This window comes from Methylophaga sp. (assembly GCF_009711715.1).
Lineage (GTDB): Bacteria > Pseudomonadota > Gammaproteobacteria > Nitrosococcales > Methylophagaceae > Methylophaga.
On record NZ_VENF01000019.1, the window covers coordinates 26,009 to 50,461 of the forward strand.

Annotated in this window: 25 protein-coding genes and 1 tRNA gene; 22 read left to right on the top strand and 4 right to left on the bottom strand. The window is 49.9% G+C overall.

Translation table 11 applies throughout. The features are described from left to right. Complete coding sequence (argF, locus tag FH755_RS12720; RefSeq protein ID WP_292441494.1) at positions 1-900, top strand: ornithine carbamoyltransferase; 900 nt, start codon at positions 1-3, stop codon at positions 898-900. Here argF and murU read toward each other — a convergent pair. Together murU and FH755_RS12730 are read right to left on the bottom strand one after the other, a co-directional pair. Further along, the gene (gene murU / locus FH755_RS12725) at positions 874-1,563 is read right to left on the bottom strand and encodes an N-acetylmuramate alpha-1-phosphate uridylyltransferase MurU (RefSeq protein WP_292441495.1); all 690 of its coding nucleotides are present in this window, start codon (positions 1,561-1,563) and stop codon (positions 874-876) included. The two genes, argF and murU, sit on opposite strands and share 27 nt — an antisense overlap. Beyond that, complete coding sequence (locus FH755_RS12730) at positions 1,560-2,555, bottom strand: phosphotransferase (RefSeq protein ID WP_292441496.1); 996 nt, start codon at positions 2,553-2,555, stop codon at positions 1,560-1,562. The genes murU and FH755_RS12730 overlap by 4 nt, the downstream gene beginning before the upstream one ends. A gap of 197 nt (positions 2,556-2,752) precedes the next feature. On the opposite strand from FH755_RS12730, the gene FH755_RS12735 reads away from it, so the two are divergent. Beyond that, the gene (locus FH755_RS12735; protein ID WP_292441497.1) at positions 2,753-3,160 is read left to right on the top strand and encodes a hypothetical protein; all 408 of its coding nucleotides are present in this window, start codon (positions 2,753-2,755) and stop codon (positions 3,158-3,160) included. A 6-nt stretch (positions 3,161-3,166) separates the two neighbouring features. On the opposite strand, the gene FH755_RS12740 is transcribed toward FH755_RS12735, so the two are convergent. Both FH755_RS12740 and FH755_RS12745 read right to left on the bottom strand, forming a co-directional pair. Next, positions 3,167-3,757 carry a nucleoside triphosphate pyrophosphatase gene (locus FH755_RS12740; RefSeq protein ID WP_292441498.1) on the bottom strand — a complete coding sequence of 197 codons (591 nt, stop codon included), beginning with the start codon at positions 3,755-3,757 and terminating at the stop codon, positions 3,167-3,169. A 12-nt stretch (positions 3,758-3,769) separates the two neighbouring features. Beyond that, positions 3,770-5,404, bottom strand: coding sequence for an alpha-D-glucose phosphate-specific phosphoglucomutase (locus tag FH755_RS12745; RefSeq protein ID WP_292441499.1), 1,635 nt, complete (start codon positions 5,402-5,404; stop codon positions 3,770-3,772). Positions 5,405-5,406: 2 nt separating this feature from the next. Here FH755_RS12745 and FH755_RS12750 point away from each other — a divergent pair, with 2 nt between their 5' ends. From FH755_RS12750 to FH755_RS12845, 20 genes are all read left to right on the top strand, one after another. Next, on the top strand, positions 5,407-6,399 hold the full coding sequence (locus FH755_RS12750) for a cation diffusion facilitator family transporter (RefSeq protein ID WP_366658780.1): 993 nt from the start codon (positions 5,407-5,409) through the stop codon (positions 6,397-6,399). Positions 6,400-6,441: 42 nt separating this feature from the next. Then, entirely contained in the window at positions 6,442-7,056 is a 615-nt protein-coding gene (locus FH755_RS12755; protein WP_292441500.1) for a nuclease-related domain-containing protein, read from the top strand. Continuing rightward, positions 7,056-7,970 carry a 5'-nucleotidase gene (locus FH755_RS12760; protein ID WP_292441501.1) on the top strand — a complete coding sequence of 305 codons (915 nt, stop codon included), beginning with the start codon at positions 7,056-7,058 and terminating at the stop codon, positions 7,968-7,970. Before FH755_RS12755 ends, FH755_RS12760 begins: the two co-directional genes overlap by 1 nt. Positions 7,971-7,978: 8 nt before the next feature. Next, a complete protein-coding gene (locus FH755_RS12765) occupies positions 7,979-9,442 on the top strand; it encodes an HDOD domain-containing protein (protein ID WP_292441502.1) in 1,464 nt (487 codons plus the stop codon). 71 nt (positions 9,443-9,513) lie between these two features. Beyond that, positions 9,514-9,598 (top strand) — tRNA-Leu (locus FH755_RS12770). 62 nt (positions 9,599-9,660) lie between these two features. After that, positions 9,661-10,962 (top strand): trigger factor, encoded by a 1,302-nt coding sequence (gene tig / locus FH755_RS12775; RefSeq protein WP_292441503.1) that lies wholly within the window; start codon positions 9,661-9,663, stop codon positions 10,960-10,962. Positions 10,963-11,050: 88 nt separating this feature from the next. Then, a complete protein-coding gene (gene clpP, locus FH755_RS12780) occupies positions 11,051-11,689 on the top strand; it encodes an ATP-dependent Clp endopeptidase proteolytic subunit ClpP (protein ID WP_292441504.1) in 639 nt (212 codons plus the stop codon). A gap of 45 nt (positions 11,690-11,734) precedes the next feature. Continuing rightward, complete coding sequence (gene clpX / locus FH755_RS12785) at positions 11,735-13,006, top strand: ATP-dependent protease ATP-binding subunit ClpX (protein WP_292441505.1); 1,272 nt, start codon at positions 11,735-11,737, stop codon at positions 13,004-13,006. A 379-nt stretch (positions 13,007-13,385) separates the two neighbouring features. Next, the gene (gene lon / locus FH755_RS12790; RefSeq protein WP_366658782.1) at positions 13,386-15,782 is read left to right on the top strand and encodes an endopeptidase La; all 2,397 of its coding nucleotides are present in this window, start codon (positions 13,386-13,388) and stop codon (positions 15,780-15,782) included. A gap of 18 nt (positions 15,783-15,800) precedes the next feature. After that, entirely contained in the window at positions 15,801-16,466 is a 666-nt protein-coding gene (locus FH755_RS12795) for an SPOR domain-containing protein (RefSeq protein WP_292441507.1), read from the top strand. Positions 16,467-16,572: 106 nt separating this feature from the next. Then, on the top strand, positions 16,573-17,064 hold the full coding sequence (locus tag FH755_RS12800; protein ID WP_292441508.1) for a CvpA family protein: 492 nt from the start codon (positions 16,573-16,575) through the stop codon (positions 17,062-17,064). Positions 17,065-17,082: 18 nt separating this feature from the next. Next, the gene (purF, locus tag FH755_RS12805; protein ID WP_292441509.1) at positions 17,083-18,591 is read left to right on the top strand and encodes an amidophosphoribosyltransferase; all 1,509 of its coding nucleotides are present in this window, start codon (positions 17,083-17,085) and stop codon (positions 18,589-18,591) included. A 67-nt stretch (positions 18,592-18,658) separates the two neighbouring features. Further along, positions 18,659-19,183, top strand: coding sequence for a YceD family protein (locus FH755_RS12810; RefSeq protein WP_292441510.1), 525 nt, complete (start codon positions 18,659-18,661; stop codon positions 19,181-19,183). 34 nt (positions 19,184-19,217) lie between these two features. Then, on the top strand, positions 19,218-19,397 hold the full coding sequence (rpmF, locus tag FH755_RS12815; protein ID WP_266235478.1) for a 50S ribosomal protein L32: 180 nt from the start codon (positions 19,218-19,220) through the stop codon (positions 19,395-19,397). A gap of 14 nt (positions 19,398-19,411) precedes the next feature. Then, positions 19,412-20,431, top strand: coding sequence for a phosphate acyltransferase PlsX (plsX, locus tag FH755_RS12820; protein WP_292441511.1), 1,020 nt, complete (start codon positions 19,412-19,414; stop codon positions 20,429-20,431). After that, positions 20,428-21,390, top strand: a complete 963-nt coding sequence (locus FH755_RS12825) for a beta-ketoacyl-ACP synthase III (RefSeq protein WP_292441512.1) — start codon at positions 20,428-20,430, stop codon at positions 21,388-21,390. The genes plsX and FH755_RS12825 overlap by 4 nt, the downstream gene beginning before the upstream one ends. Before the next feature lie 18 nt (positions 21,391-21,408). Beyond that, entirely contained in the window at positions 21,409-22,347 is a 939-nt protein-coding gene (gene fabD, locus FH755_RS12830; RefSeq protein ID WP_292441513.1) for an ACP S-malonyltransferase, read from the top strand. Then, positions 22,347-23,090: a 3-oxoacyl-ACP reductase FabG gene (fabG, locus tag FH755_RS12835; RefSeq protein WP_292441517.1), complete on the top strand. Its 744-nt coding sequence runs from the start codon at positions 22,347-22,349 to the stop codon at positions 23,088-23,090. Before fabD ends, fabG begins: the two co-directional genes overlap by 1 nt. Positions 23,091-23,231: 141 nt before the next feature. Next, complete coding sequence (gene acpP, locus FH755_RS12840; RefSeq protein ID WP_266235472.1) at positions 23,232-23,468, top strand: acyl carrier protein; 237 nt, start codon at positions 23,232-23,234, stop codon at positions 23,466-23,468. A 218-nt stretch (positions 23,469-23,686) separates the two neighbouring features. Then, positions 23,687-24,453 (top strand): beta-ketoacyl-ACP synthase II (locus FH755_RS12845; protein ID WP_292441514.1); only part of this gene is annotated, 767 nt, incomplete at its 3' end.

Consider the following 24,453-nt stretch of genomic DNA (forward strand, 5'->3'; position numbering starts at 1 on the left):
ATGAAACATTTTCTGACACTGAAAGATCTGACTCCGGCCGAACTGAAGCTGCTAATCCAGCGTGCCGTTGAACTCAAAAAACTGCATAAACACGGCGATATCTACCAACCGCTGAAGGGGAAGGTACTGGCGATGATTTTCGAGAAATCATCCACCCGTACCCGCGTCTCTTTTGAGTCGGCCATGATTCAGTTTGGTGGCGGTTCCATCTTCCTGTCTCCGGATGACACGCAGCTGGGGCGGGGTGAACCGCTGGAAGATTCGGCCCGGGTTATTTCCAGCATGGTCGATGCGGTAATGATTCGCACCTTTGCTCACAGCAAGATCGAAACATTTGCGAAATATTCCTCTGTGCCTGTGATTAACGCGCTGACCGATGAATATCACCCTTGTCAGCTGCTGGCTGATATGCAGACTTACCAGGAACACCGTGGTGATATCCGCGGCAAGAAAGTAGTCTGGATCGGGGATGGCAATAACATGTGTCATTCCTATATCAACGCTGCCGAACAGTTTGGTTTCGCGCTGAATATCGCGACACCAGCAGGTTATGAACCGGATGCGGCAATTGTCGAGTCAAGCAAGGCTGAAGTGAATCTGTTCAATGATCCGAAGACGGCTGCGGAAGGCGTTGATCTGGTAGTGACCGATGTCTGGGCGAGCATGGGGCAGGAAGAAGAACAACGTAAGCGTGAACAGGCGTTTGCCGAGTTTCAGGTTGACCAAAACATCATGGCGCTGGCTAATAAAGACGCATTATTCATGCATTGTCTGCCTGCGCATCGTGGGGAAGAGGTCAGTGCAGAAGTCATTGATGGCCCGCAGAGTGTGGTCTGGGATGAAGCTGAGAACCGGCTCCATGCCCAGAAAGCCTTACTTGAGTTTCTGATCGGCGAGTAATTCGGCCTCAAGTGCTTTCAGGCGCTCAACGGTGCCGATATCTGACCACTGTCCGTGATAATGCTGGCCGCTGACTTGCTGCCGCTCAATAGCTTGGTCGAATAGAGGCTTGAGTGGCCTTTTTTCATTGCTGAGATCAGCAAACATCGCCGGTTTGTATATGCCAATACCGCTGAAGGTGGCTTTTTCAGCATGATTGTTCAGCACATTGCCGGCATCATCCAGTGCAAAATCACCTGCCGGATTGTGGGCCGGGTTATCAACCAGCACCAGGTGACAGAGCTTGTCAGCCGCCAGTTTAAAATCAGCTAAGTCACTGAAATCAAAATCAGTCCAGATATCGCCGTTAACAACCAGAAACGGTTCATTGCCAAGTAAGGGCAGGGCATTGATGATGCCGCCTGCGGTCTCCAGCCCGCCTGCTTGTTCCGGTGAATAACTGATGCTGGCGCCATAACGTTTGCCATCACCCAGCGTTTCAGGAAATTGCTCGCCCAGATGGGCATAGTTAATCACCAGATCATCAAAACCGGCTTTAACCAGGCCCTCAATCAGATATTCAATCAACCGTTTCGGCCCGGCCTGAAGTAATGGTTTGGGTGTTGAATCTGTCAGCGGTCGCAGGCGTTCGCCGCGACCGGCAGCGAGAATCATTGCTTTCATTTGATCGCCATAATGGTCGGAGATTGCGTTAAAAACTGATGCAGTGAGGCCAGTTCAGGATAGCGTCCGGTGACCTGCAACACATAGTTCAGTGTCAGGGGCAGATCATTCATATACCCGGCTTTACCATCACGGTAATTGAGCCGGCAGAAGATACCGAGTACTTTCAGGTGCCGTTGCAGGCCCATCCAATCGAACCAGCGGATAAAGGTTGATCTATCAACCTCTGACAACAGTCGTTTATCTGTGGCCTGTTCAAAATAGTAATCCAGCCAGCTGTCGAGCCTGGATTGAGGCCATTGGATATAACAATCCTTTAACAGAGATACCAGATCGTATGTCGCGGGGCCGATAACGGCATCCTGAAAGTCGATAACACCAACCTCGTTGTCGGGTCCCAGCATCAGGTTCCGGCTGTGATAATCACGGTGAACAAAATACTGCGGTTGCTTAATCGCATTGGAAATCAGCTGATCAAACACGAAATCCAGTTCAGGCGGCGGTGTGAGCGATAAATGTTTTTCCAGAAACCAGTCGGGAAACAGCTTCATTTCATCACGTAATTTCTCGTCATCATAAGCGGTTAATTCGAGCTCGGCGGTTGGGGCCAGCTGCATCTTGATGATCTCGTCAATGGCCGCCCGATAGAGTGGGTCAGCACTATGCTCGTTCAGTGCAGACAGGTAGGAGGTATTGCCGAGATCACTGAGTAACAGAAAACCCTGCTCCCTATTCTTGGCAAAAATCCGTGGCACATGAATGTCAAAACCGGCTAAAAATTCGGCAATCGAAATGAATGAATCGATATCTTCATGTTCAGGCGGCGCATCCATGACGATCCGGCTATGCTCGTGCTGATAGACACGAAAGTAGCGGCGGAAGCTGGCATCGCTCGAAGCCACTTCCAGTTTGAACTCACCGTAAGGCAATACCGCTGTCAGCCATTCTTCGAGCTGCGATAAGCGGGGATCGGAATCAGAATTTATTTTCATTAAATTATTAAGATGTTGTTCTATGTGGTTGATTAATATTTATTATCTGTAGGGTTATCTCTGTTTAGCCAGACGCTTAAACAGGCCTTGCTGCCGAATTAAAGCGGTTCATGTATCATCAGGGAATTATTTCCCGCTTTACCTGTCCATGATGCTGGACAATAGCGTACTAAACCATAAGTAATATCGGAGTAGCAATGAACAAATTCCTATTTTCTGCCGCTTTGCTGACCGCCTCGACTGTGGCGCTGGCTCAGGATTATGTCACCCCGGCTGATTTGTCTGAACAGGCCTCGGACAAAATGTACAGCATCCTTACCCAGTACAATAGTTGTATGATGCAGGGACGTTTGGAAGCCTATCCGGAAATTGAAAGCGGCCAGGACGCAGCCACCCAGGTGATGCAGAACTGTGAAAGTCACCTGGATGATTTGAAACTGCATTTGAGTGAAAACAATGTTGAGCCGTCACTGGTCGAAGGTATGGCCAAGAAAATGCGCTCCCGAGCGGCCCGTCAGTTGATGACTAAAACCATGAACAATCTGGCTGCACAGGCTCAGGCCGCGGGTAATGCAGAGAAAATGAAACAGGAAGCTGCTGAGTAACAAGGCCTAGTGATTGACTTGCAGCACATCAATTGCTTCGTGCTGCAGCATCTCAATCAGGCGTATCAATGGCAACCCTATGAGTGTGTTGGGATCATCCCCATCGAGTTTTGAAAACAGGCTGATACCAAAGCCTTCAGATTTAAAACTGCCTGCACACTGATAGGGTTGTTCTTTTTTCAGATAGAAATCAATCTGGTTGTCAGTCAAGTCCCTGAAATGCACGGTGAACGGCTCAACCGAGGACTGAATCCGGCCCGTTTTGGCATTCAGTAACGCCAGACCTGTCAGAAACGTCACTTCACGGCCGGAAGCACGTCTGAGCTGTGCCATAGCATTCTGATGATTGCCGGGCTTACCGAGAATATCATTGTCGATGACAGCCACCTGATCGGAGCCGATGATGAGCGCCTCGGGATGAGTACGGGCAATTTCACGGGCTTTACTCTCAGCCAGTCGTTCAACCAGCGCGGCCGGGGATTCAGCGGAGCGGGGTGTCTCGTCAATATCAGGAGAGACCTGGATAAAAGTCAGGCCAAGTTTGTTCAACAGCTCGGCGCGAAACGGCGAGCTTGAGCCCAGAATTAGTTGTTGCATTCGTTATAACCTTTAGGTGATCACTGTTGGTGCCGTGCGGCCGGTGAAATCATGAATCATGGCAAGCTGGTCTGCCAGTTCAATCAAATCGCCCAGTGCCTGTTGCGTGTCCTGATGTTGTTTATTCCGATCGGCTTGATAGGACTCGATGTAGATCCGTAAGGTCGCGCCTTCTGTTCCTGTCCCCGATAAACGATAAATAATTCGATCTCCGCCTTTGAAACCGATACGAATGCCTTGTTTTTCGGCGACGCTGTCATCAACCGGGTCGCGATAACTGAAGTTGTCTGCATAATCGACAGTCCGGCCACCAAACTGCCTGCCAGGCAAATCAGACAGTTGATTTTCAAGGTGCTGCATCAAGGCCTGTGCCTGCTCTGTCGGGATCGATTCATAATCATGTCGGGTGTAATAATTGCGGCCGAATTCCTGCCAGTGGCGATTGACCACTTCAGCCACAGACAAGCCTCTGACTGCCAGGATATTGAGCCAGAACAATACCGCCCAGAGGCCGTCTTTTTCACGGATATGATTTGAACCGCTGCCGAAACTCTCTTCACCGCATAAGGTGGCACGGTCGGCATCCAGCAAATTGCCGAAAAACTTCCAGCCGGTCGGGGTTTCATGGGCCTCAATACCGAGTTTTTCTGCCACTCTGTCAACCGCCTGACTGGTGGGCATGGAACGCGCGACGCCTTTCAGGCCGCCACGGTAGGCTGGGATGAGTGCCGCATTGGCGGCCAGAATCGCGAGACTGTCGGAAGGGGTCACAAAGACGTTATTGCCAAGAATCATATTTCTGTCGCCATCTCCGTCGGAAGCGGCCCCGAAATCCGGTGCATGCTTTGAGAACATCTCTGCTACCAGCTCTTCGGCATAGGTGAGATTAGGATCAGGATGTCCTTCCCCAAAGTCTGGTAATGGCACCCCGTTAATCACCGTGCCTTCGGGCGCGCCCAGGCGTTTTTCCAGAATTGCTTTGGCATAGGGCCCGGTCACGGCATGCATGGCATCAAAACGCATACGGAAATCGCCGCGGGTCAATAAGCCATGAATAGCCTCAAAATCGAACAGCTGAGCCATCAATTCAGCATAATCCGTTACGCTGTCGATGACTTCGACGGTCATGCCATCCAGTTTCTGTAAACCGATTTCGGCGAGATCAATGTCGTCGCTGTCACTGATAAGGTATTCGCTGATTTCCAGGCTGTTATTAAAAATGCTACTGGTAATCGATTCCGGTGCCGGGCCGCCATTGGCGGTATTGAACTTGATGCCGAAGTCGCCATTTTCACCTGCAGGATTGTGGCTTGCTGACAGAATAATACCGCCAAAAGCCTGATATTTGCGGATAATGCAGGATGCTGCGGGTGTCGACAGTATTCCGCTCTGACCTACCCAGACATGGCTGAAACCATTGGCGGCTGCCATTTTCAGAATGATTTGTATGGCAGTCTGATTATAGTAGCGACCGTCACCGCCCACGACCAGCGTTCTGCCCCTGCAGTCGCCCAGAGCATTGAAAGTTGATTGAACAAAGTTCTCCAGATAATGGGCCTGCTGAAAGGTTTTGACTTTTTTCCGGAGCCCGGATGTACCGGGTTTTTGATCATCAAAAGGGGCGGTTTGCACCGTCATGAATGCCATAGATGCGTCCTGTTGAATTTGAGCATAAGAGCGGCTTTGTTGCTAGACTCAGCCTGTATATCCCGATTAACTATACTGACTCCATGAATAAGCCTCAACAGATTGATAGATCGCGTTTGTTACGACTGGCAACCTATGCTTCAGTTGCCACCGCAGTGACTTTGATCCTGGCGAAATTAATCGCCTGGTTTATCAGTGATTCGGTCAGTATTCTTGCCACTCTGATCGACTCCAGCCTTGATGCCCTGGCTTCGGTCATCAACATGATTGCCGTCCATCATGCACTGCAGCCAGCTGATCGCGAACATCGCTTCGGCCACGGTAAGGCAGAAGCACTGGCCGGACTGGGACAGTCGATGTTTATCGCCGGCTCAGCCGGCATATTACTGCTGCAGGGCATCAGCCGCCTGATTAATCCACAGCCACTTGAAAAAGGACTGGGCCTCGGCGTCGGTGTGATGCTGCTGTCTATCGTCGCCACACTCGCTTTGCTGAGTTTTCAGCGATATGTGATTAGACGCACGGACTCGACAGCGATTAAAGCCGATGCTTTGCATTATAAAACTGACCTGCTGGTTAACGGCAGTGTCATTGCGGCACTGTTACTGACTTTTTACGGCTGGAATTTTGTCGATCCCCTGTTTGCCATCGCGATTGCGCTGTTTATTCTCTACAGTGCCTGGCAAATTGTTCGTGAGGCAGTCAATTTGTTAATGGATCATGAGTTGCCGGATGAGGACAGAAAGAAAATTCGTGCCTTGATTACCCAGCACCCGTACGCGATTGGCTTCCATGATCTCAGAACCCGCCAGGCTGGTAATACCGTCTTTGTGCAACTGCACCTTGAGCTGGATGAAAATTTATCTCTGAAACAGGCACATGCAATCGCTGATGAACTTGAGAACAAGGTCGCCGAACTGTTTGATGACGCCGAGGTGATTATTCACGAAGATCCGGTTACCCATCTGCCGCCCGACACCACTAGCAGGAAATAGCGTACAAAATAACAGCGATCTCGTATAATTCGGCCTTGCAAAATGGAAGGGGACACAGTTATTTACAAGCCAGACTCAAGCACGCAATTGCTGTTGATTGCAGCGGTTGTTTTATTAACGCTGTTCATCATTCTCGTTCGTCGCCGTCTCGTCATGACCAGGAAAGGTCGCCGGCTCGACAAAATTCTGCGCAACTATAAACAGCAAGAGGTACGTTCTATTGTCATCCCTGATGGGATAGGCGGACTGCTGGAACTGGACCGGCTGATTCTCACCGAACGGGGGTTACTCGTCATTGAAACTTACCCAATGACCGGCCATCTGTTTGGCGCAGAGCAAATCGATCAGTGGACACAAATCATTGACGGACGCAGTTTCAAATTTGCCAACCCCCTGCACCATATTCAGAATGCAAAATATGCTTTGCAGCAACTGGCACCGAAAGTCCCGATTTTCTATCTTGTCGTGTTTACCGGTGACAGTGATTTCCCCAAGGGGAAACCGGACTATGTGTCTACACTGCAAACCCTCGAGCAGGACTTGCAAGCCATTCTCGAAGCGCCGAAGATGTCAGATAGTAGCTTAAAAGCCTGGAACAGAATTTTGAGGATTGGCCGAAAAAATGGTCAGGCAGTATTAAGAGAAGTGACATCCTGATGGAAACCAAACCGCTTGTTGTGGCAATTTCTTCCCGAGCCTTGTTTGACCTCGACGAAAGCCACAGGATATTTGAAGAGCATGGCACTGAGGCCTATTGCCGGCATCAAATCGAAAATGAAGATGTGCCGTTGGCGCCGGGCGGTGCGTTCAATCTCGCCCGCAAGCTGCTGGCACTGAACGATAACAATCCCAAGACGCCGAAAGTGGAAATCATTCTGCTGTCACGTAACAGTGCTGATACCGGGCTGCGTGTATTCAACTCGATTCAGCATCACAAGCTGTCTATTATCCGTGCGGTCTTCACTTCGGGTAGTAGTCCTTACCGATATGTCGCACCGTTTGGCGCCAATCTTTTTCTGTCGACCAGCCCGGAAGATGTGGCCATGGCACTCGATGCCGGCATTGCTGCAGCGACCATTCTGCCATCAAACGTCGGTAACAATAGCGAGTCGTCTGAACTGCGCATCGCATTTGATGGTGATGCCGTGTTGTTTTCCGATGATTCTGAAAAAATCTACAAGGAAAAAGGTCTGGAAGCTTTCACTGAAAATGAAACTCAAACTGCCAGAGAGCCCTTGCCCGGTGGCCCATTCAAAGACTTCCTGATGGCGCTTAACCGCATTCAGACCGAATATCCCGAGAATGACTCGCCCATTCGTACCGCCCTGGTGACGGCGCGCTCAGCGCCGGCGCATGAGCGGGTGATAAGAACGCTTCGGGCCTGGGATATCCGGATCGATGAAGCCATTTTCCTGGGGGGCAAACCCAAGGGCCAGTTTTTGAAAGCCTTTGGTGCTGATATCTTTTTTGATGATCAGGAACAGCACTGTCATTCAGCCAAGGAGCATGTTGCCACTGGCCACGTCCCTCATGGCGTTGCCAATAAAAAAACCATAATTAAGCAGGATTAACATTGGCCGTGCAACAAAGTCGAGCTGTCCATAACTGGATCAAACAGCTTAATGAAAAAGATATGCCGGTGTTTTCAGGCACTGTGGCTGAAGTCAGCGTGGTAGTGAACAGCAGTGACACCTCTGCCTCCGATGTCGCCAATGTTGTATTACGTGATGCCTCACTGACCGGCAGGGTGCTCAAAGCCGTTAACAGTTTTCATTTCAATCCCACCAATCACACGATTAATACCGTGTCCCGTGCGGTCATGGTGATGGGGTTTGATCAGGTCCGCGTACTGACCCTGTCCATGGTGCTGGTAGATAACCTGACACAAGGTTATCAACGGCAAAAGTTGATTGATGAAATGGCCAGCGCTTTTCATGCCGCCACCCAGGCGCAGGAGTTTGCCCGCATTAACAGGGTCGGTGATCCGGAAGACCTGTTCGTCGCTACCTTACTATCACGCCTGGGCAAGATGGCTTTCTGGGCTTTTGCTGGCAAGCAGGCTGACGATTTGCTGGAAAAGCTAGAGTCAGGCATGCCCGAAGCTGAAGCAGAGCGGGAAGTGCTTGGATTCGAGTTGAGCGAATTAACCAGAGCACTGAGTCAGGAGTGGCATCTCGGTGAAGTGGTTAATGATTATCTGCATGGCCGGATTGATAAAAACAAGGCTGCCTGCATTAATGCCGGACTGGCGCTGGCTGATGCAGCGAAAGCGGGCTGGGAAAGTGATGAAGCCCAACAGGCTATTTCTGAACTGGCCGCACAGTTCGATCTTGAACCGGATGAATTAGAGCAAACTGTGCTGAACAACGCCCTCAAAGCCCGGCAAGTCACCGAGCTGTATGGCAGCAAAGCAGCCAGTGAATTTATTCCTGTAGCGGAAACCGAGGATGAAGGCCTGATTGGCGAGACGCAGACGGACAATTCCGAAGTTTGTGTTGGAGAAACACAACCAAGCGGTTTCCCTGAGCCTGATATTCACTACCAGATGACAGTAATGCAGGAAATATCGGCTACAGTTCAGGAGCGGCCAAGTATTGGTATTATTCTGGAAATGGTACTGGAAGGCATTTACCGCGGTGTGGGCACTGACAGAGCCATGTTTGCCATGCTCAATCCGGAGCGCACACATCTGAGCTGTAAATATCTACTGGGTATGGGAGCGGATAAGCTACGCGAACAACTCAGTATTGACGTCCGCCGTGCCGAGAACATCTTTCACCAGATCATTCAAAGCCAGAAACCCCGGCTGTTACCGGGCGATCCGACACAACTGGGTGGTACTTTGTCACGCGAAACGCTTAGCCTTTTGGGTAAGCCACCTTATATGGTGATGCCCGCCATCGTAAAAAACAAAGTCATCGGGATTTTTTTCGCCGATCGAAATGCCAGTGGCCGTCCGCTGACTGAAAGTGACTTCCTGGCATTTCAGCAGTTCTGTCAGCAGGCAAACATGGGCTTAACCATTTTGGCGATGCAAGGGTAGTTTTATCATAGCCGACTAGCTATAATGTCGGACTTCTTCAGGCGGACTACACCGCTTGATAACCAGATTTTGCGAGAGTGGCGGAATTGGTAGACGCGCTGGATTTAGGTTCCAGTAGGGTAACCTGTGAGAGTTCGAGTCTCTCCTCTCGTACCAAATAACAATGAGGCAGATGGTGTCACACCATTCATGTCTTCACCCCATGTTTGAGGTAGATAATGCAAGTTACTGTAGAAAATGTGAGCGAACTCGGTCGCCGGATGACGGTGACAGTCGAAGATGCCAATATCGAAAAAGCAGTACAGGAGCGTCTCAAGTCAATCAGACCTAATGTCAAAATGGCTGGCTTCCGCCCTGGTAAAGTGCCCATGAATATGGTGGCACGTTCTCATGGTCCTGCTGCCAGACGCGATGTCATCGACTCACTGGTGCAGGAAAGCATGCGTGAAGCTTTCACTCAGGAAGGCATCAATCCCGCTGGTCCGCCTCACATCGACAGCATGGATGAAGAGGGCGAAAAATTCGTCTACACCCTTAATTACGAAGTTTTCCCTGAAGTTGACAGCATCAAGCTTGATGACATCACACTGGAAAAAACAGTGGCCGAAGTCACCGATGAAGATGTCGACAAAATGATTGAAACCCTGCGTGAGCAGCGCATGAGTTGGGAGCCGCTGAAACGCGGTGCCAAAGAAGGCGACGGGGTCACCATTGATTTCGTCGGAACCATTGATGGTGAAGAATTCCAGGGTGGTAAAGGCAAGGATGTTCTGATTGAACTGGGTGAAGGCAGAATGCTGCCGGAATTCGAAGAACAGTTGATCGGTAAAAAGGCTGATCAGGAAGTCGAAGTGACAATGACTTTCCCCGAAGACTATCGTGCTGAGCACCTGCAGGGCAAAACAGCCAAATTTGACGTGACCGTCAAACAGGTCGCGAAGAAAAAACTGCCTAAGCTCGATAAAGAGTTTGCTGCCATGTGTGGTGTTGAAGAGGGTATTGCAGCGCTGAAGAAAGAAGTCCGTGCCAACATGGAACGCGAACTGGCTTCTGCACTGAAAACCCTGAACAAACGCCGCGCCATGGACATGCTGGCCGAGAAAAATGAACTGGCTTTGCCGGAAGCACCGGTCGAGCGTGAAGCTCAATACCTCGCCGAGCAGGCTAAAAACAATCTCCGCAACCAGGGCGTCAATGTCGAAGGCATTCCCTTTGATCTGGAAAACTTCAAACCTAACGCGCAAAATCGCGTTAAGCTCAGCCTGCTGATCGGTAAGATTATTTCAGATAATGAAATCAAGCCTGATGAGGATCGTGTTAAGCAGGCAATTGATAACATTGCTGCCAGCTACGAAGATCCGGAAGAAGTAGTGAACTACTACATGAACAACCAGGAAAGACTGTCAGAAATTCAGATGACCGTGGTAGAGGATATGGTTGTTGAATGGATTTTTGACCATGTTAAAGTAGAAGAGAGTACATCAACATTCTCAGACGTCGTTAACGCTGTATCTAACTAATTGACGACGCTGATCTGGAATGCAGCCCGTGCTCATCTTTGTTGGGCACGGGCTGATTTTTTATTAGGATCCGGAAAATAGGACGGTTATGACAAACAAATTCTCTAACGAAGAATTCCCAGGTATACAAAACGCACTGGTCCCCATCGTTGTCGAACAGACTGCACGGGGTGAACGTTCTTATGATATTTATTCACGCCTGCTGAAAGAGCGCGTGATATTCCTGGTAGGACCGGTTGAAGATCAGATGGCCAATCTGGTTGTTGCCCAGTTGCTGTTCCTGGAGTCTGAAAATCCGGACAAAGATATCCACCTCTATATCAATTCGCCGGGTGGCGCTGTCACTGCCGGTATGGCGATTTATGACACGATGCAGTTTATCAAGCCTCATGTCAGTACCTTGTGTATCGGTCAGGCGGCCAGCATGGGTGCTGTGCTGCTGGCAGGCGGTGCAGCAGGTAAACGTTATTGTCTGCCTAACTCCAGGGTAATGGTCCACCAACCATTGGGCGGTTTTCAGGGCCAGGCCTCGGATATCGACATCCATGCCAAGGAAATCCTCAGTATCCGTGAACGCCTGAATGGAATTTTGGCCCATCACACTGGTCAAGATATTGAAACCATCCGTAACGATACGGACCGGGATAAGTTCATGAATGGCGATGAAGCAGTTGAATATGGTTTAATTGATTCTGTACTGACCAATCGTCCTACAGAAACGGCATAATCCGCCGATAATGATTACAGAAATGATGAGTAAGGTAGTGAGGCTATGAGCGACGACAAGAACAACGACGACAAATTACTCTACTGCTCTTTTTGCGGTAAAAGTCAGCATGAAGTCAAAAAGCTGATTGCTGGTCCGTCAGTGTTTGTTTGTGATGAGTGCGTCGATCTCTGCAATGACATTATTCGCGAGGAAATGCAGGAGATGTCTGCTGATGAAGCAGAGACAAAACTGCCGACGCCACGTGAAATCAATTCAGCACTCGACAATTACGTCATTGGCCAGGAAAAAGCCAAACGTTACTTGTCTGTGGCGGTTTATAACCACTACAAACGACTGCGCACCGGTCACAAAGACAATGATGTTGAGTTGTCGAAAAGCAATATTCTGCTGATAGGGCCGACCGGTAGCGGTAAGACGCTGCTGGCAGAAACACTGGCCCGGCAGCTCAATGTGCCGTTTACTATGGCAGATGCCACCACACTGACTGAGGCCGGTTATGTCGGTGAAGATGTGGAAAACATTATCCAGAAGCTGCTGCAGAAATGTGACTACGACGTCGACAAAGCCGAAACAGGAATTGTCTATATCGATGAAATCGACAAGATTTCACGCAAGTCTGATAATCCTTCCATCACCCGTGATGTGAGTGGTGAGGGTGTACAACAGGCGCTGCTGAAACTGATCGAAGGCACCATCGCCTCGGTTCCACCGCAGGGTGGACGCAAACATCCACAACAGGAATTTCTGCAGGTTGATACCAGCAAGATTTTGTTTATATGTGGCGGCGCTTTTGCGGGACTGGATAAAGTCATTCGCAACCGTACCCACAAAGGTGGAATTGGCTTCTCGGCTGAAGTGAAAAGCCTGGACGATCAACGCCCGCTCAGCGAAGCCTTGCGGTCGGTTGAACCGGAAGATCTGATTCAATACGGTCTGATTCCTGAGTTTGTTGGTCGTTTGCCGGTTGTCGCGACACTGGATGAACTGGATGAAGATGCCTTGATTCAGATTCTGACTGAGCCGAAGAACGCACTGACCAAGCAGTACAGCAGACTGTTCGAGATGGAAGGTGCTGAACTGGAGTTCCGTGACGATGCGCTGCGAGCTATTGCCCGCAAGGCAATGGAACGCAAAACCGGTGCACGTGGTCTGCGCTCTATCATCGAAAATGTACTGCTCGATACCATGTTTGAACTGCCCTCACTGGAGAATGTTTCAAAAGTGGTTATCGATGAAAGCGTTATTGCCGGCGAAAATTCACCCATTCTGATTTATGAAGATCAGAGTGCTGATATGGCCTCCGGCGATAAATAAGCCACTTTAACAATCTGCAGCCACAGTTCTCCGGCACTGCGGCATTTTCACCCTCCCGGCTGGCAGTTAATACTGTCAGCCAGGGCTGGCTGAAACTTACCTCTGTCATTTCATCTGACTTATATCCCGCATAGTTTTTGTTCAGCTTCTGCTGATTTAGCCTGATTCTCTGCCGGGGCTGGCTTGCAAAACCATATCAACAATAACCATGGCAAAGGGGAGCAGACTGGCGCCAGATAAATTGCGTAAATAATAAAACTCAACGCTTGATATCCTGAAGTGTGTCCCCATATTGAAACCATGTTTGATTTGAGTGTCGCTGGCACTTGTAAGAGGTTCCCCAATGGAAAATGAAGTAAAAACCACCAACGATAACAGCATGAAAGTTGTGCCTGTCCTGCCGTTGCGTGACGTTGTTGTCTATCCCTATATGGTCATTCCGCTGTTTGTCGGCAGGGATAAATCTATCAAGGCTTTGGAAGTTGCGACAGATGAGAATAAGCAGGTACTGCTTCTGGCACAGAAAGACTCATCCGAAGACGCACCGGAATCTGATGGTCTCTATGAAACGGGAACACTTGCCAACATCCTGCAGTTACTGAAACTGCCTGATGGAACTGTCAAAGTGCTGGTTGAAGGTACACAGCGCGCGCGAGTGGCCTACTTCAACACAAACACCGAATATCTGGAAGCAGAGGTCGCAACGTTTGTAGACGATACGACCGATGACCGTGAATCAGATGTACTGATGCGTACGCTGATGGGACAGTTCGAACAATACGTCAAACTTAATAAAAAGATTCCGCCGGAAGTGATTGCCTCGCTATCCAGTATTGACGATATTTCGCGCATGGCTGACACGGTTGCCGCCCATATGAGCCTGAAGCTCGAAGACAAGCAGAATTTGCTTGAAATGAGCGACGTGAAAGCACGTGTTGAAAAGCTGATGGCCTTTCTCGAAGGTGAAATTGATATTCAGCAAATCGAGAAACGTATTCGCAATCGCGTCAAGAAACAAATGGAGAAAAGCCAGCGCGAATATTATCTGAACGAACAGCTTAAAGCGGTTCAGAAAGAGCTGGGTGAAATTGACGAAACCGCTAATGAAACGGACGAACTCGAAGCCCGTATCAACAAAGCCGGTATGCCAGCTGAGGCGCGTGAAAAAGCAGAATCAGAACTGAAAAAACTGCGCATGATGTCGCCGATGTCAGCGGAAGCGACCGTAGTTCGTAACTATATCGAATCACTGCTGGAAGTGCCCTGGAAAAAACGTTCACGCGTGACCCTGGATCTGGATCGTGCAGAAAAAGTACTGGAAGAAGATCACTACGGTCTGGAAAAGGTCAAAGAGCGTATTCTCGAGTATCTGGCGGTACAAAAACGCGTCAAGAAACTCAAAGGCCCAATCCTGTGCCTGGTCGGCCCGCCCGGTGTTGGTAAAACCTCTATCGCGCAATCGATTGCACGTGCCACCAACCGTAAATACACACGGATGGCATTGGGTGGGGTACGTGACGAGGCCGAAATTCGTGGTCACCGCCGCACTTACATTGGTTCCATGCCGGGTAAAGTCATTCAGAACATCTGTAAAACTGGCGTTAAAAATCCATTGTTCCTGCTTGATGAAATCGACAAGATGGCACAGGATTTCCGTGGTGACCCGGCTTCAGCGTTGCTGGAAGTCCTGGATCCGGAACAGAACTCGACATTCGCCGATCATTATCTGGAAGTGGAATATGACTTGTCGGATGTGATGTTTGTCTGTACCGCTAACACCCTGAATATTCCTGATGCGCTGCGTGACCGGATGGAGATTATTCGTCTGGCGGGTTACACCGAAGATGAAAAATTAAATATTGCCGTTAAGTATCTGTTACCAAAAGCAATAAAACAGAATGGTCTGAAAGCGGATGAGGTAGAAATTACCGAAGAAGCGATTATGGAAATCATCCGCCGCTATACCCGTGAAGCAGGGGTTCGCAGTCTTGAGCGTGAAATTTCCAAGATTTGCCGCAAACTGGTCAAGCAGATTCTGCAGGAGAAAAGCAAAGAAAAACTGGTGGTCACAGCCGATAACATCGAAGATTATCTTGGTGTATATCATTACCAATATGGTGTCGCTGAGGAAAGCGATCGTATCGGTCAGGTCACCGGCCTGGCCTGGACCGAAGTCGGTGGTGAATTACTGACGATTGAATCCGCTGTGATGCCGGGTAAAGGCAAATCAGCCTATACCGGTAAACTCGGTGATGTGATGCAGGAATCGATTCAAGCTGCGACAACGGTAGTGCGTTCACGCTCTACAGAGTGGGGCATCAGCGAAGATTTCCTGCAAACACATGATTTGCATGTCCACGTACCCGAAGGCGCGACACCGAAAGATGGTCCAAGCGCTGGTGTAGGTATGTGCACCGCACTGGTGTCTGCGATTACCGGTATCCCGGTCAAATCCAATGTGGCCATGACCGGGGAAATCACCCTGCGTGGAGAAGTGCTGGCAATCGGTGGTCTCAAAGAGAAGCTGCTGGCCGCTCATCGTGGGGGCATCGACACCGTGTTGATCCCGCAGGATAACGTTAAAGATCTCAGAGAGATCCCGGACAATGTCAAACAGGGGCTTAAAATATTACCTGTTCGCTGGATCACGGAAGTGCTGGAAGTCGCGCTGCAACATATGCCGCATGGTACCGAGACCAGTGGTGAAGCCGAAAGCGTTATTGCCAGTGAAAAATCCAGTTATCATGAGGTAAACTCTCCTCAGAAAAGACACTGATAACTTCGGGAGCAGGCAATGACACTGATTCAGCAACAACGCTTATTGGGCGCGGTACTACTGGTTTGCCTGATTGGTGTCATTGCCTGGTTTTTACTCGATACAGTAGAGCAGAACCAGCCGGCTCAGCCGCAGGAAGAGCCGATTGCTTTTGATTCAGTGATAGAGCCGATTCCTGAAGATGTTGAAGTGGTTGAGCCGGTTGAAGAGGCGATGCTTGACCCGCAGGGCCTGTCTCAGGCGGACGCCGAAGATGAGCCACAAACAAGTACTGAGACAGAAAAAGCCAGCACTGTGTCGGCTGAGTCGAGTCCGGAGCCGGAACCCGCTCCCAAGCCTGAGCCAAAAGCTGCACCGGACCCTGAGCCGGCACCAGTGCCTCAAACTGAGCCGGATACAGAGCAGCAAAAACCTGAGAGTCAGCCCGCAGCGACATCAACGGCCGAACCAAAATGGGTGCTGCAGCTGGCCAGTTTTTCGGTACGTGAAAACGCTGATGCTTTATCCGCTCAGCTCAAACAGATGGGTTATGACCCAATGATCGAAACGATCTCCAGTGCCGGCACCCTGATCTACCGTGTCAGACTGCAGCCTGTTACTGATCGAATCAAGCTGCAGCAGACCGCCCAGACCTTGAGTCAGAAACTCAAATTAAATGCTCAAATCCTGCAACATAATCCCTGATTTGTGGTCTCACTTATCTCTGCAACATAACTGTAAAAAGGCTGGGTTGTTGTCGGCCAATCTGTTAGAATTCGCACTTTAAAACGCAGGGTTTTGCGGAGTCTATATGGTTTGGGTTGATTACCTGATTATCGGGATTATCGCCCTCTCGGCCGGTATCAGTATCGTCCGTGGGTTTATGAAAGAGGTACTCTCGCTGATCAGTTGGATCCTGGCATTCTGGGTCGCCCTGATGTTCCACTCTCATCTATCAACCCTGTTGGCAAATTACATTTCCACCCCATCAATCAGATTATTTCTGGCGTTCTTCATTTTATTTGCTGTGACGTTGATATTGGGGGCCCTGGTTAATCACGTTATCTGTCAGGTGGTTGAAAAAACCGGCCTGACCGGCACGGATCGCTCGCTGGGCGTAGTCTTCGGTTTACTGCGTGGACTCGCCATTGTGACAATTTTGGTTCTGGCTGCAGGCGCCACACCCATGCCTGCTGATATATGGTGGCAGAACTCACTGCTTATCGATCACTTTGTGAAACTGGCACTCTGGGTCCGGGAGTTTTTACCGGCAGAGATTGCACAACACATCAACTACAACTAAATCCTGACAGGGCAATTTATGTGCGGAATTATTGGTATTGTTGGTCATTCTGAGGTTAACCAGGCCTTATATGATGGATTGACCGTGTTGCAGCATCGGGGTCAGGATGCCGCCGGCATCATGACATGTGACCAGCAAGGTAAGTTTTTTCTGCGTAAGGATAACGGTCTGGTTAAGGACGTGTTTCATACCCGGCATATGATCCGGCTCAAAGGCAAAATGGGTATTGGCCATATTCGTTATCCCACCGCGGGCTGTTCCAGCTCTGCTGAATCACAACCTTTTTACGTTAACTCTCCGTTTGGTATTGCCCTTGCACATAATGGCAATCTGACCAACACTAAGATTCTCAAAGAAGAACTGTTTCAGACCGATCGCCGTCATCTCAATACTGACTCTGATTCAGAAGTCCTGCTCAATGTCCTGGCACATGAGCTGCAAAACAGCAGCAAACTCAAACCGCAACCCGATGATGTCTTTAATGCAGTGAAAGAAGTGCATCGACGTTGTCGTGGTGCCTATGCCGCCGTCGCCATGATTTCCGGCGTTGGTGTGCTGGCATTTCGTGATCCCTATGGCATTCGCCCCGTTGTTATCGGTAAGCGCGAAACTGCCAAAGGCACAGAGTACATGGTGGCTTCCGAGAGTGTCGCGGTTGATATTCTGGACTTTGAACTGGTCCGCGATGTTGAACCGGGTGAATGTGTTTTTATTGACACTGAAGGCAATTTCCATTCTCAACAGTGTGCCCAGAACCCGGTTAAATCGCCTTGTATCTTTGAATACGTTTATTTTGCCCGGCCGGATTCAATGATGGATGGTATTTCTGTTCATAAGAGTCGTATGCGAATGGGCACCAAACTGGCCGAGAAAATCAAACGCGACTTTCCCGAGCATGATATTGATGTGGTGATTCCGATTCCGGATACCAGCCGAAGCGCCGCGCTTCAACTTTCCTACGATTTGGGCGTGGTTTATCGCGAAGGTTTTATCAAGAACCGATATATCGGCCGTACTTTTATCATGCCCGGCCAGACCATGCGTAAAAAATCCGTGCGTCAGAAGCTGAACGCGATTGATCTGGAATTCCGCGGCAAAAATGTGCTGCTGGTTGATGACTCGATAGTTCGTGGCACGACATCACAGCAAATTGTGCAGATGGCACGCGATGCCGGCGCGAATAAGGTCTACCTGGCATCGGCCGCACCGCCTGTCCGTTTCCCTAATGTTTACGGCATTGATATGCCATCCGCAACAGAGTTTGTAGCGCATGACCGCAACGTCGAAGAGATTGCCAAAGAGCTCGGTGTAGACTGGTTGATTTACCAGGACCTGCCTGATCTCGTTGCCGCCATAAACAAGAAGAGCAACGTCGAACGCTTTGATACCTCTTGCTTTGATGGCGATTATATTACCGGCGATATCGATGCGAATTATCTCTATTACATCGATGCACTGCGTAATGATGCCAATAAGCAATCAAAAGAAAAGGGTAACGCCGTCATCGAATTGCACAATAACGCTTGATGCGGCATGCCGCTTGCTTTGATGCGTTTTGCTGTTTAGTCACAATTCTTATATAATCCCGTCGATTATGCGCCAGCAATTACCAAAAGAGATTGACCCGTTTCGTTTTGCCAATACCGGGCGTGAACTGGACGGCAAGGTGGATCTGGCCGAAATGCCACGCCTGGCTGAGTCATTACGTCACACTGACGGGGTGGTCAAGGTCTGGATGCGGTTTGATATCGATGATACCGGCACGCCATTTATGGAAGGCCGCTTCGAAACCACCTTGTCCTTGACCTGCGAGCGTTGCCTGCAGGAAATGACATTGCCAATGGAAATTGACAGTCTGCTTGGATTGGTTCGCCATGAAAAGTTGGCAGAAAAACTGTCTGATCAGTACGAACCCTGGGTGGTTGATGATACTGAACTGACCGATCCTGTGTCAGTGGTTGAAGATGAGTTGATTCTGGCACTGCCCCTGGTGCCAAAGCATGATGAAGACTGTTTGCCTGATGAGGCTAAGTTTTCAGGGGATGAAGAAGTGGAAGAGAAAGAGGCGAAGCCGACATCTCCGTTTTCAGTGCTGTCATCACTGAAAACAAAAAAATGATTTGAATTTAATTTTAGGGTTAGGAGTTTAACTAATGGCTGTTCAACAAAACAAAAAGAGTGCTTCACGTCGTGGCATGCGCCGTTCACACGATGCGCTGAAAGGTTCAACGCTGTCTGTCGACGCAACCACAGGTGAACTGCATCGCCGTCACCATGTGTCTGCTGACGGTTACTACCGTGGCCGTAAAGTCGTTGCAGATAAGAGCGAATAAGGCCTGGATAGACATTGAGCCTGACGATATCTATTGATGCTATGGGCGGGGATCACGGACCTGAGGTCGTGATCCCCGCTGCCTTATCAGCGCTGAAAAAACATCCCGAGGTCAACTTCATCCTCGTGGGTGACAAAGATACTCTCACTTATCACCTGCAAAAGCATAATGTGCTGGATGACCCGCGCATGCAGATTCATCATGCTTCGCAGAAAGTGGAAATGGATGATCTGCCGTCCCAGGCACTGCGTGGTAAAAAAGATTCATCCATGCGGGTAGCGATCAATCTTGTGAAAGAGGGTATGGCTGCCGCCTGTGTCAGTGCCGGCAATACCGGTGCGCTGATGGCGACTGCCCGTTTCGTGCTGAAAACCTTACCCGGGATTGAGCGTCCCGCCATCGTGACAGCCTTGCCAACCATGACCGGACATACCTATGTCCTGGATCTGGGCGCTAACGTTGATTCCAGTGCCGCCCACCTGGTGCAGTTTGCTGTGATGGGGTCGGTATTGGCAGAACTGGTCGATGGCAAACCCAATCCAACCGTAGGCCTGCTCAATATCGGCTCAGAAGAGATCAAGGGCAATGAACGCGTTAAAGAAGCATCACGCTTGCTTGAACAAACCGATCTCAACTATCAGGGATATGTGGAAGGTGATGGCCTGTATCACGGTGAAGTCGATGTGCTTGTCTGTGATGGTTTTGTCGGAAATGTGGCGCTGAAAGCCAGTGAAGGTGTCGCCCACATGATTCGTCATTATCTGCGCGAAGCCTTCACACGAAACTGGCTGACCAAACTGGCTGCGATTATTGCGTCGCCGGTACTCAAACAATTCCGTCGTGATCTGGATCCGCGTGCCTTCAACGGCGCCAACCTGATTGGTCTGCAGGGTATCGTCATTAAAAGCCATGGCGGGGCAGATGCTTTTGCTTTTGCCAATGCTATTGATATAGCCATTGTCGAAGCCAAGAAAGATGTACCCAAAAATATCAGCAAGCATCTGGATGTACTGCTGGAGGGGCAGGTGCTGTGATTTATTCCCGCATTGCCGGCACCGGCAGCTATTTACCTGAGAAAGTACTGACCAACCACGATCTTGAAAAAATGGTGGATACCACTGATCAGTGGATCACGGACCGTACCGGTATCAAGAAACGCCATATTGTGGCGGATGACGAGACCACGACTGATCTGGCTTATCAAGCTGCTATCAAAGCGATGGAAGCGGCCGGTATCAGTAAAAATGATATCGATATGATTATCGTCGCCACCACAACACCGACACGTATTTTCCCCAGCACCGCTTCATTGCTGCAGGAAAAACTGGGTATTGGTGGTTGTCCTGCCTTTGATATCCAGGCTGTCTGTACCGGTTTTGTTTACGCACTGACCGTCGCCGATAAGTTTATCAAGGCCGGAGGTGTCAATAACGTGCTGGTCATCGGCGCGGAGGCTTTTTCCCGCATTGTTGACTGGACGGACCGTAATACCTGTGTCTTGTTCGGTGATGGTGCCGGTGCCGTTGTTCTGCAGGCTTCGGAAGAGCCGGGTATCTTATCGACCCATATTCACTCTGACGGTAATTTCAATCAGTTACTGCATGTACCCTCCGGGCCGGGTTCGAAGGGCTTCAATGAGGACACAGCCTATGTCGACATGCAGGGTAATGAAGTCTTCAAAGTTGCCGTCAAGACGCTCAGCACCATTGTTGATGAAACACTGGAAGCTAATAATATGGATAAAAAAGATGTGGACTGGTTGATTCCACATCAGGCGAATATCCGTATCATTGCCGCTACTGCGCGTAAATTAAACATGTCGATGGATCATGTGGTCGTCACTGTCGATGAGCATGGCAACACCTCAGCAGCTTCGATTCCACTGGCGCTCGATGTTGCAGTCCGTGATGGTCGAATCAAACGTGGCGAAACCTTATTATTCGAAGCTTTCGGTGGTGGATTCACCTGGGGCTCAGCACTCATTAAATACTGATCATTCAGAGGGTTTTTGATGAAATCAGCATTCGTTTTCCCTGGTCAAGGTTCACAGTCAGTCGGCATGCTCGCTGACTTGGCTGCCGAATTCAGCATTGTCGGCGATACATTCGAGCAAGCCTCAGCCGCACTGGGCTATGACCTCTGGCAATTAGTTGCAGCAGGTCCAGAAGAACAATTAAACCAGACTGATCGTACTCAGCCGGCGATGTTAACTGCCGGTGTTGCGGTCTGGCGTGTCTGGCAGTCTGTCTCAGAGATTAAGCCTGCTTATTTCGCCGGTCACAGTCTGGGAGAGTACACCGCACTGGTTGCTGCTGATGCGCTGGACTTTGCTGATGCCGTCAAGCTGGTTGAAAAACGCGGTCAATTCATGCAACAGGCCGTACCGGTTGGCGAGGGTGCGATGGCCGCTATTCTGGGGCTCGATGATGATATCGTTCGTGACCTGTGTGCTGAGGCTTCTGCGCAGGGTGTGGTTGAAGCGGTTAACTTCAACTCTCCGGGACAGGTCGTTATTGCCGGCAGTACAGCAGCAGTCAAACGGGCGATTGAACTCGCCACCGAAAAAGGCGCCAAGCGTGCATTGCAATTACCGGTCAGCGTTCCCTCGCACTGTGAACTGATGAAGCCAGCAGCAGAACAACTCGCCGCTGAACTCGACAAGATTGATGTGCGCATGCCGTCAACGCCAGTGATTCATAATGCCAGTGTGACCGCTGCCAGCGATACCAATGAACTCAAACAGTTGCTCGCAGCGCAGCTTTACAGTCCGGTTCGCTGGGTTGAAACCATCCAATGGTTTGCTACTCAGGGGGTGGACACCGTTGTTGAAAGCGGTCCTGGTAAAGTGCTGGCTGGTCTCAATAAGCGTATTGATAAAAGCCAGATGGCGTTGCCACTGTTTGATCCGGCTACGCTGGAAAAATTACAACAAGCTTTGGGAGAAGGATGATGAGCCTGGAAGGTAAAGTTGCGCTGGTGACTGGCGCTACCCGTGGTATTGGTCGTGCAATCGCACTGAGTCTGGGTGAGCAGGGCGCTACGGTTATTGGTACTGCCACTTCCGAAAATGGTGCCGAGACTATCAGCAGCTTCCTCAAGGAAGCCGGTTTCAACGGCAAGGGTGTTGTGCTCAATGTCACTGATGCCGATGCAATTGAATCCGTTGTCTCCGCCATCGAAACTGAATTTGGTGCTCCGGACATTCTGGTTAATAACGCTGGTATTACTCGTGACAACCTGCTGATGCGGATGAAGGATGAAGAGTGGGATGACATCATCAACACTAACCTGACGCCGGTTTTCAAGCTCAGCAAGCGTTGCCTGCGAGCGATGACTAAAGCCCGCTGGGGCAGAATCATTACTATCACCTCCGTTGTCGGTGTGATGGGGAATGCCGGACAGTCTAACTATGCTGCCGCAAAAGCCGGTGTCATCGGTTTCAGTAAATCGCTGGCCAGAGAAGTTGGTGCCCGTGGCATTACCGTCAATACGGTGGCTCCCGGCTTTATTGACACCGATATGACCAGTGGACTGGCCGAAGCACATAAAACCGCGCTGCTGGAACAGGTACCTGTAAAACGTCTGGGTGAACCTGAAGAAGTTGCCGCGGCGGTCAGTTTTCTGGCCAGCCCGAGTGCCGCTTACATTACAGGTGAAACCCTGCATGTAAACGGCGGTATGTATATGAGTTAATCAGCGCTAAGCGTATGATGGCACTGATTTTTATTGATGGGACTGTTGCGCTTACCGGCGTTTAGCTTGTCTCCATGGTGCTGGCACTATAAAATGCCAGCACATTGTTTGATGTATTAACCACCAAAGGAAACATTAGTTATGAGTGATATCGAAGCTCGCGTAAGAGAAATCGTTGTTGAGCAACTGGGCGTGAACGCAGATGAAGTCACTGCAGACGCTTCATTTATCGACGACCTGGGCGCTGACTCTCTGGACACCGTAGAACTGGTCATGGCACTGGAAGAAGCATTCGAATGTGAAATCCCAGACGAAGAAGCTGAGAAAATCACCACAGTTAAAGAAGCTGTTGCATATATTAACGCTCACCAGTCTTAATATAGCTGAAGGCTTGAAGATAGCCGTCTAGTGTGTGTTCACGCTAGGCGGCTATGTTGTGTATAGCAGTGCTCTATCACGATAATATTGCTGCGTTTCATTTTCTTCTCCAGCTTTAGTTGAACCTGTTGTGCGGTGCGGTGAAGCTGAGCACGCCTTCCAGGCTGAAATGTGACAATCTTATCTTGAGAGAGTATCGGTTTTGAGGGGAAATCCTGATGTCTAAAAGACGTGTTGTGGTGACCGGCCTGGGTGCCGTCACTCCTGTTGGCCTGACAGTGAAAGAAAGCTGGAACAATATCGTTGCCGGCAAAAGTGGAGTGGCACCACTGACGCTGTTCGATGTGTCTGATTTCAGTGTGCGTTTTGGCGCTAATGTGAAAAACTTCGACGTCACCAGCGTCATTCCCAAAAAAGATGCCAAGAAAATGGATACCTTCATCCATTACGGTATCGCTGCGGCCAAAGAGGCCATCGAAGACTCAGGCCTTGAAGTCACAGAAGAAAATGCCGAACGTATCGGGGTGGTTATCGGTTCCGGTATTGGTGGTTTACCGGGTATCGAGGCGGGTTACGACAATTACCTCAGCGGCGGTCCGCGTAAGATCTCTCCTTTTTTTGTACCCAGCAATATTATCAACATGATCTCCGGCAATCTGTCGATCATGTACGGTATGAAAGGGCCTAACACGGCTATCGTGACTGCCTGTTCCACCGGAACACACTGTATCTCTGCCGCGGGGCGAATGATTCAGTACGGTGAAGCCGATGTCATGATTGCCGGCGGTGCAGAAATGGCAACATCAAAAACCGGTTTGGGTGGTTTTGCTGCCGCGCGCGCTTTGTCAACACGTAATGATGATCCGGAATCGGCCAGCCGCCCATGGGATAAAGATCGCGATGGTTTTGTTCTGGGTGATGGCGCCGGTGTGTTGGTACTGGAAGAATATGAACATGCGGTTAAACGTGGCGCCACCATTTATGC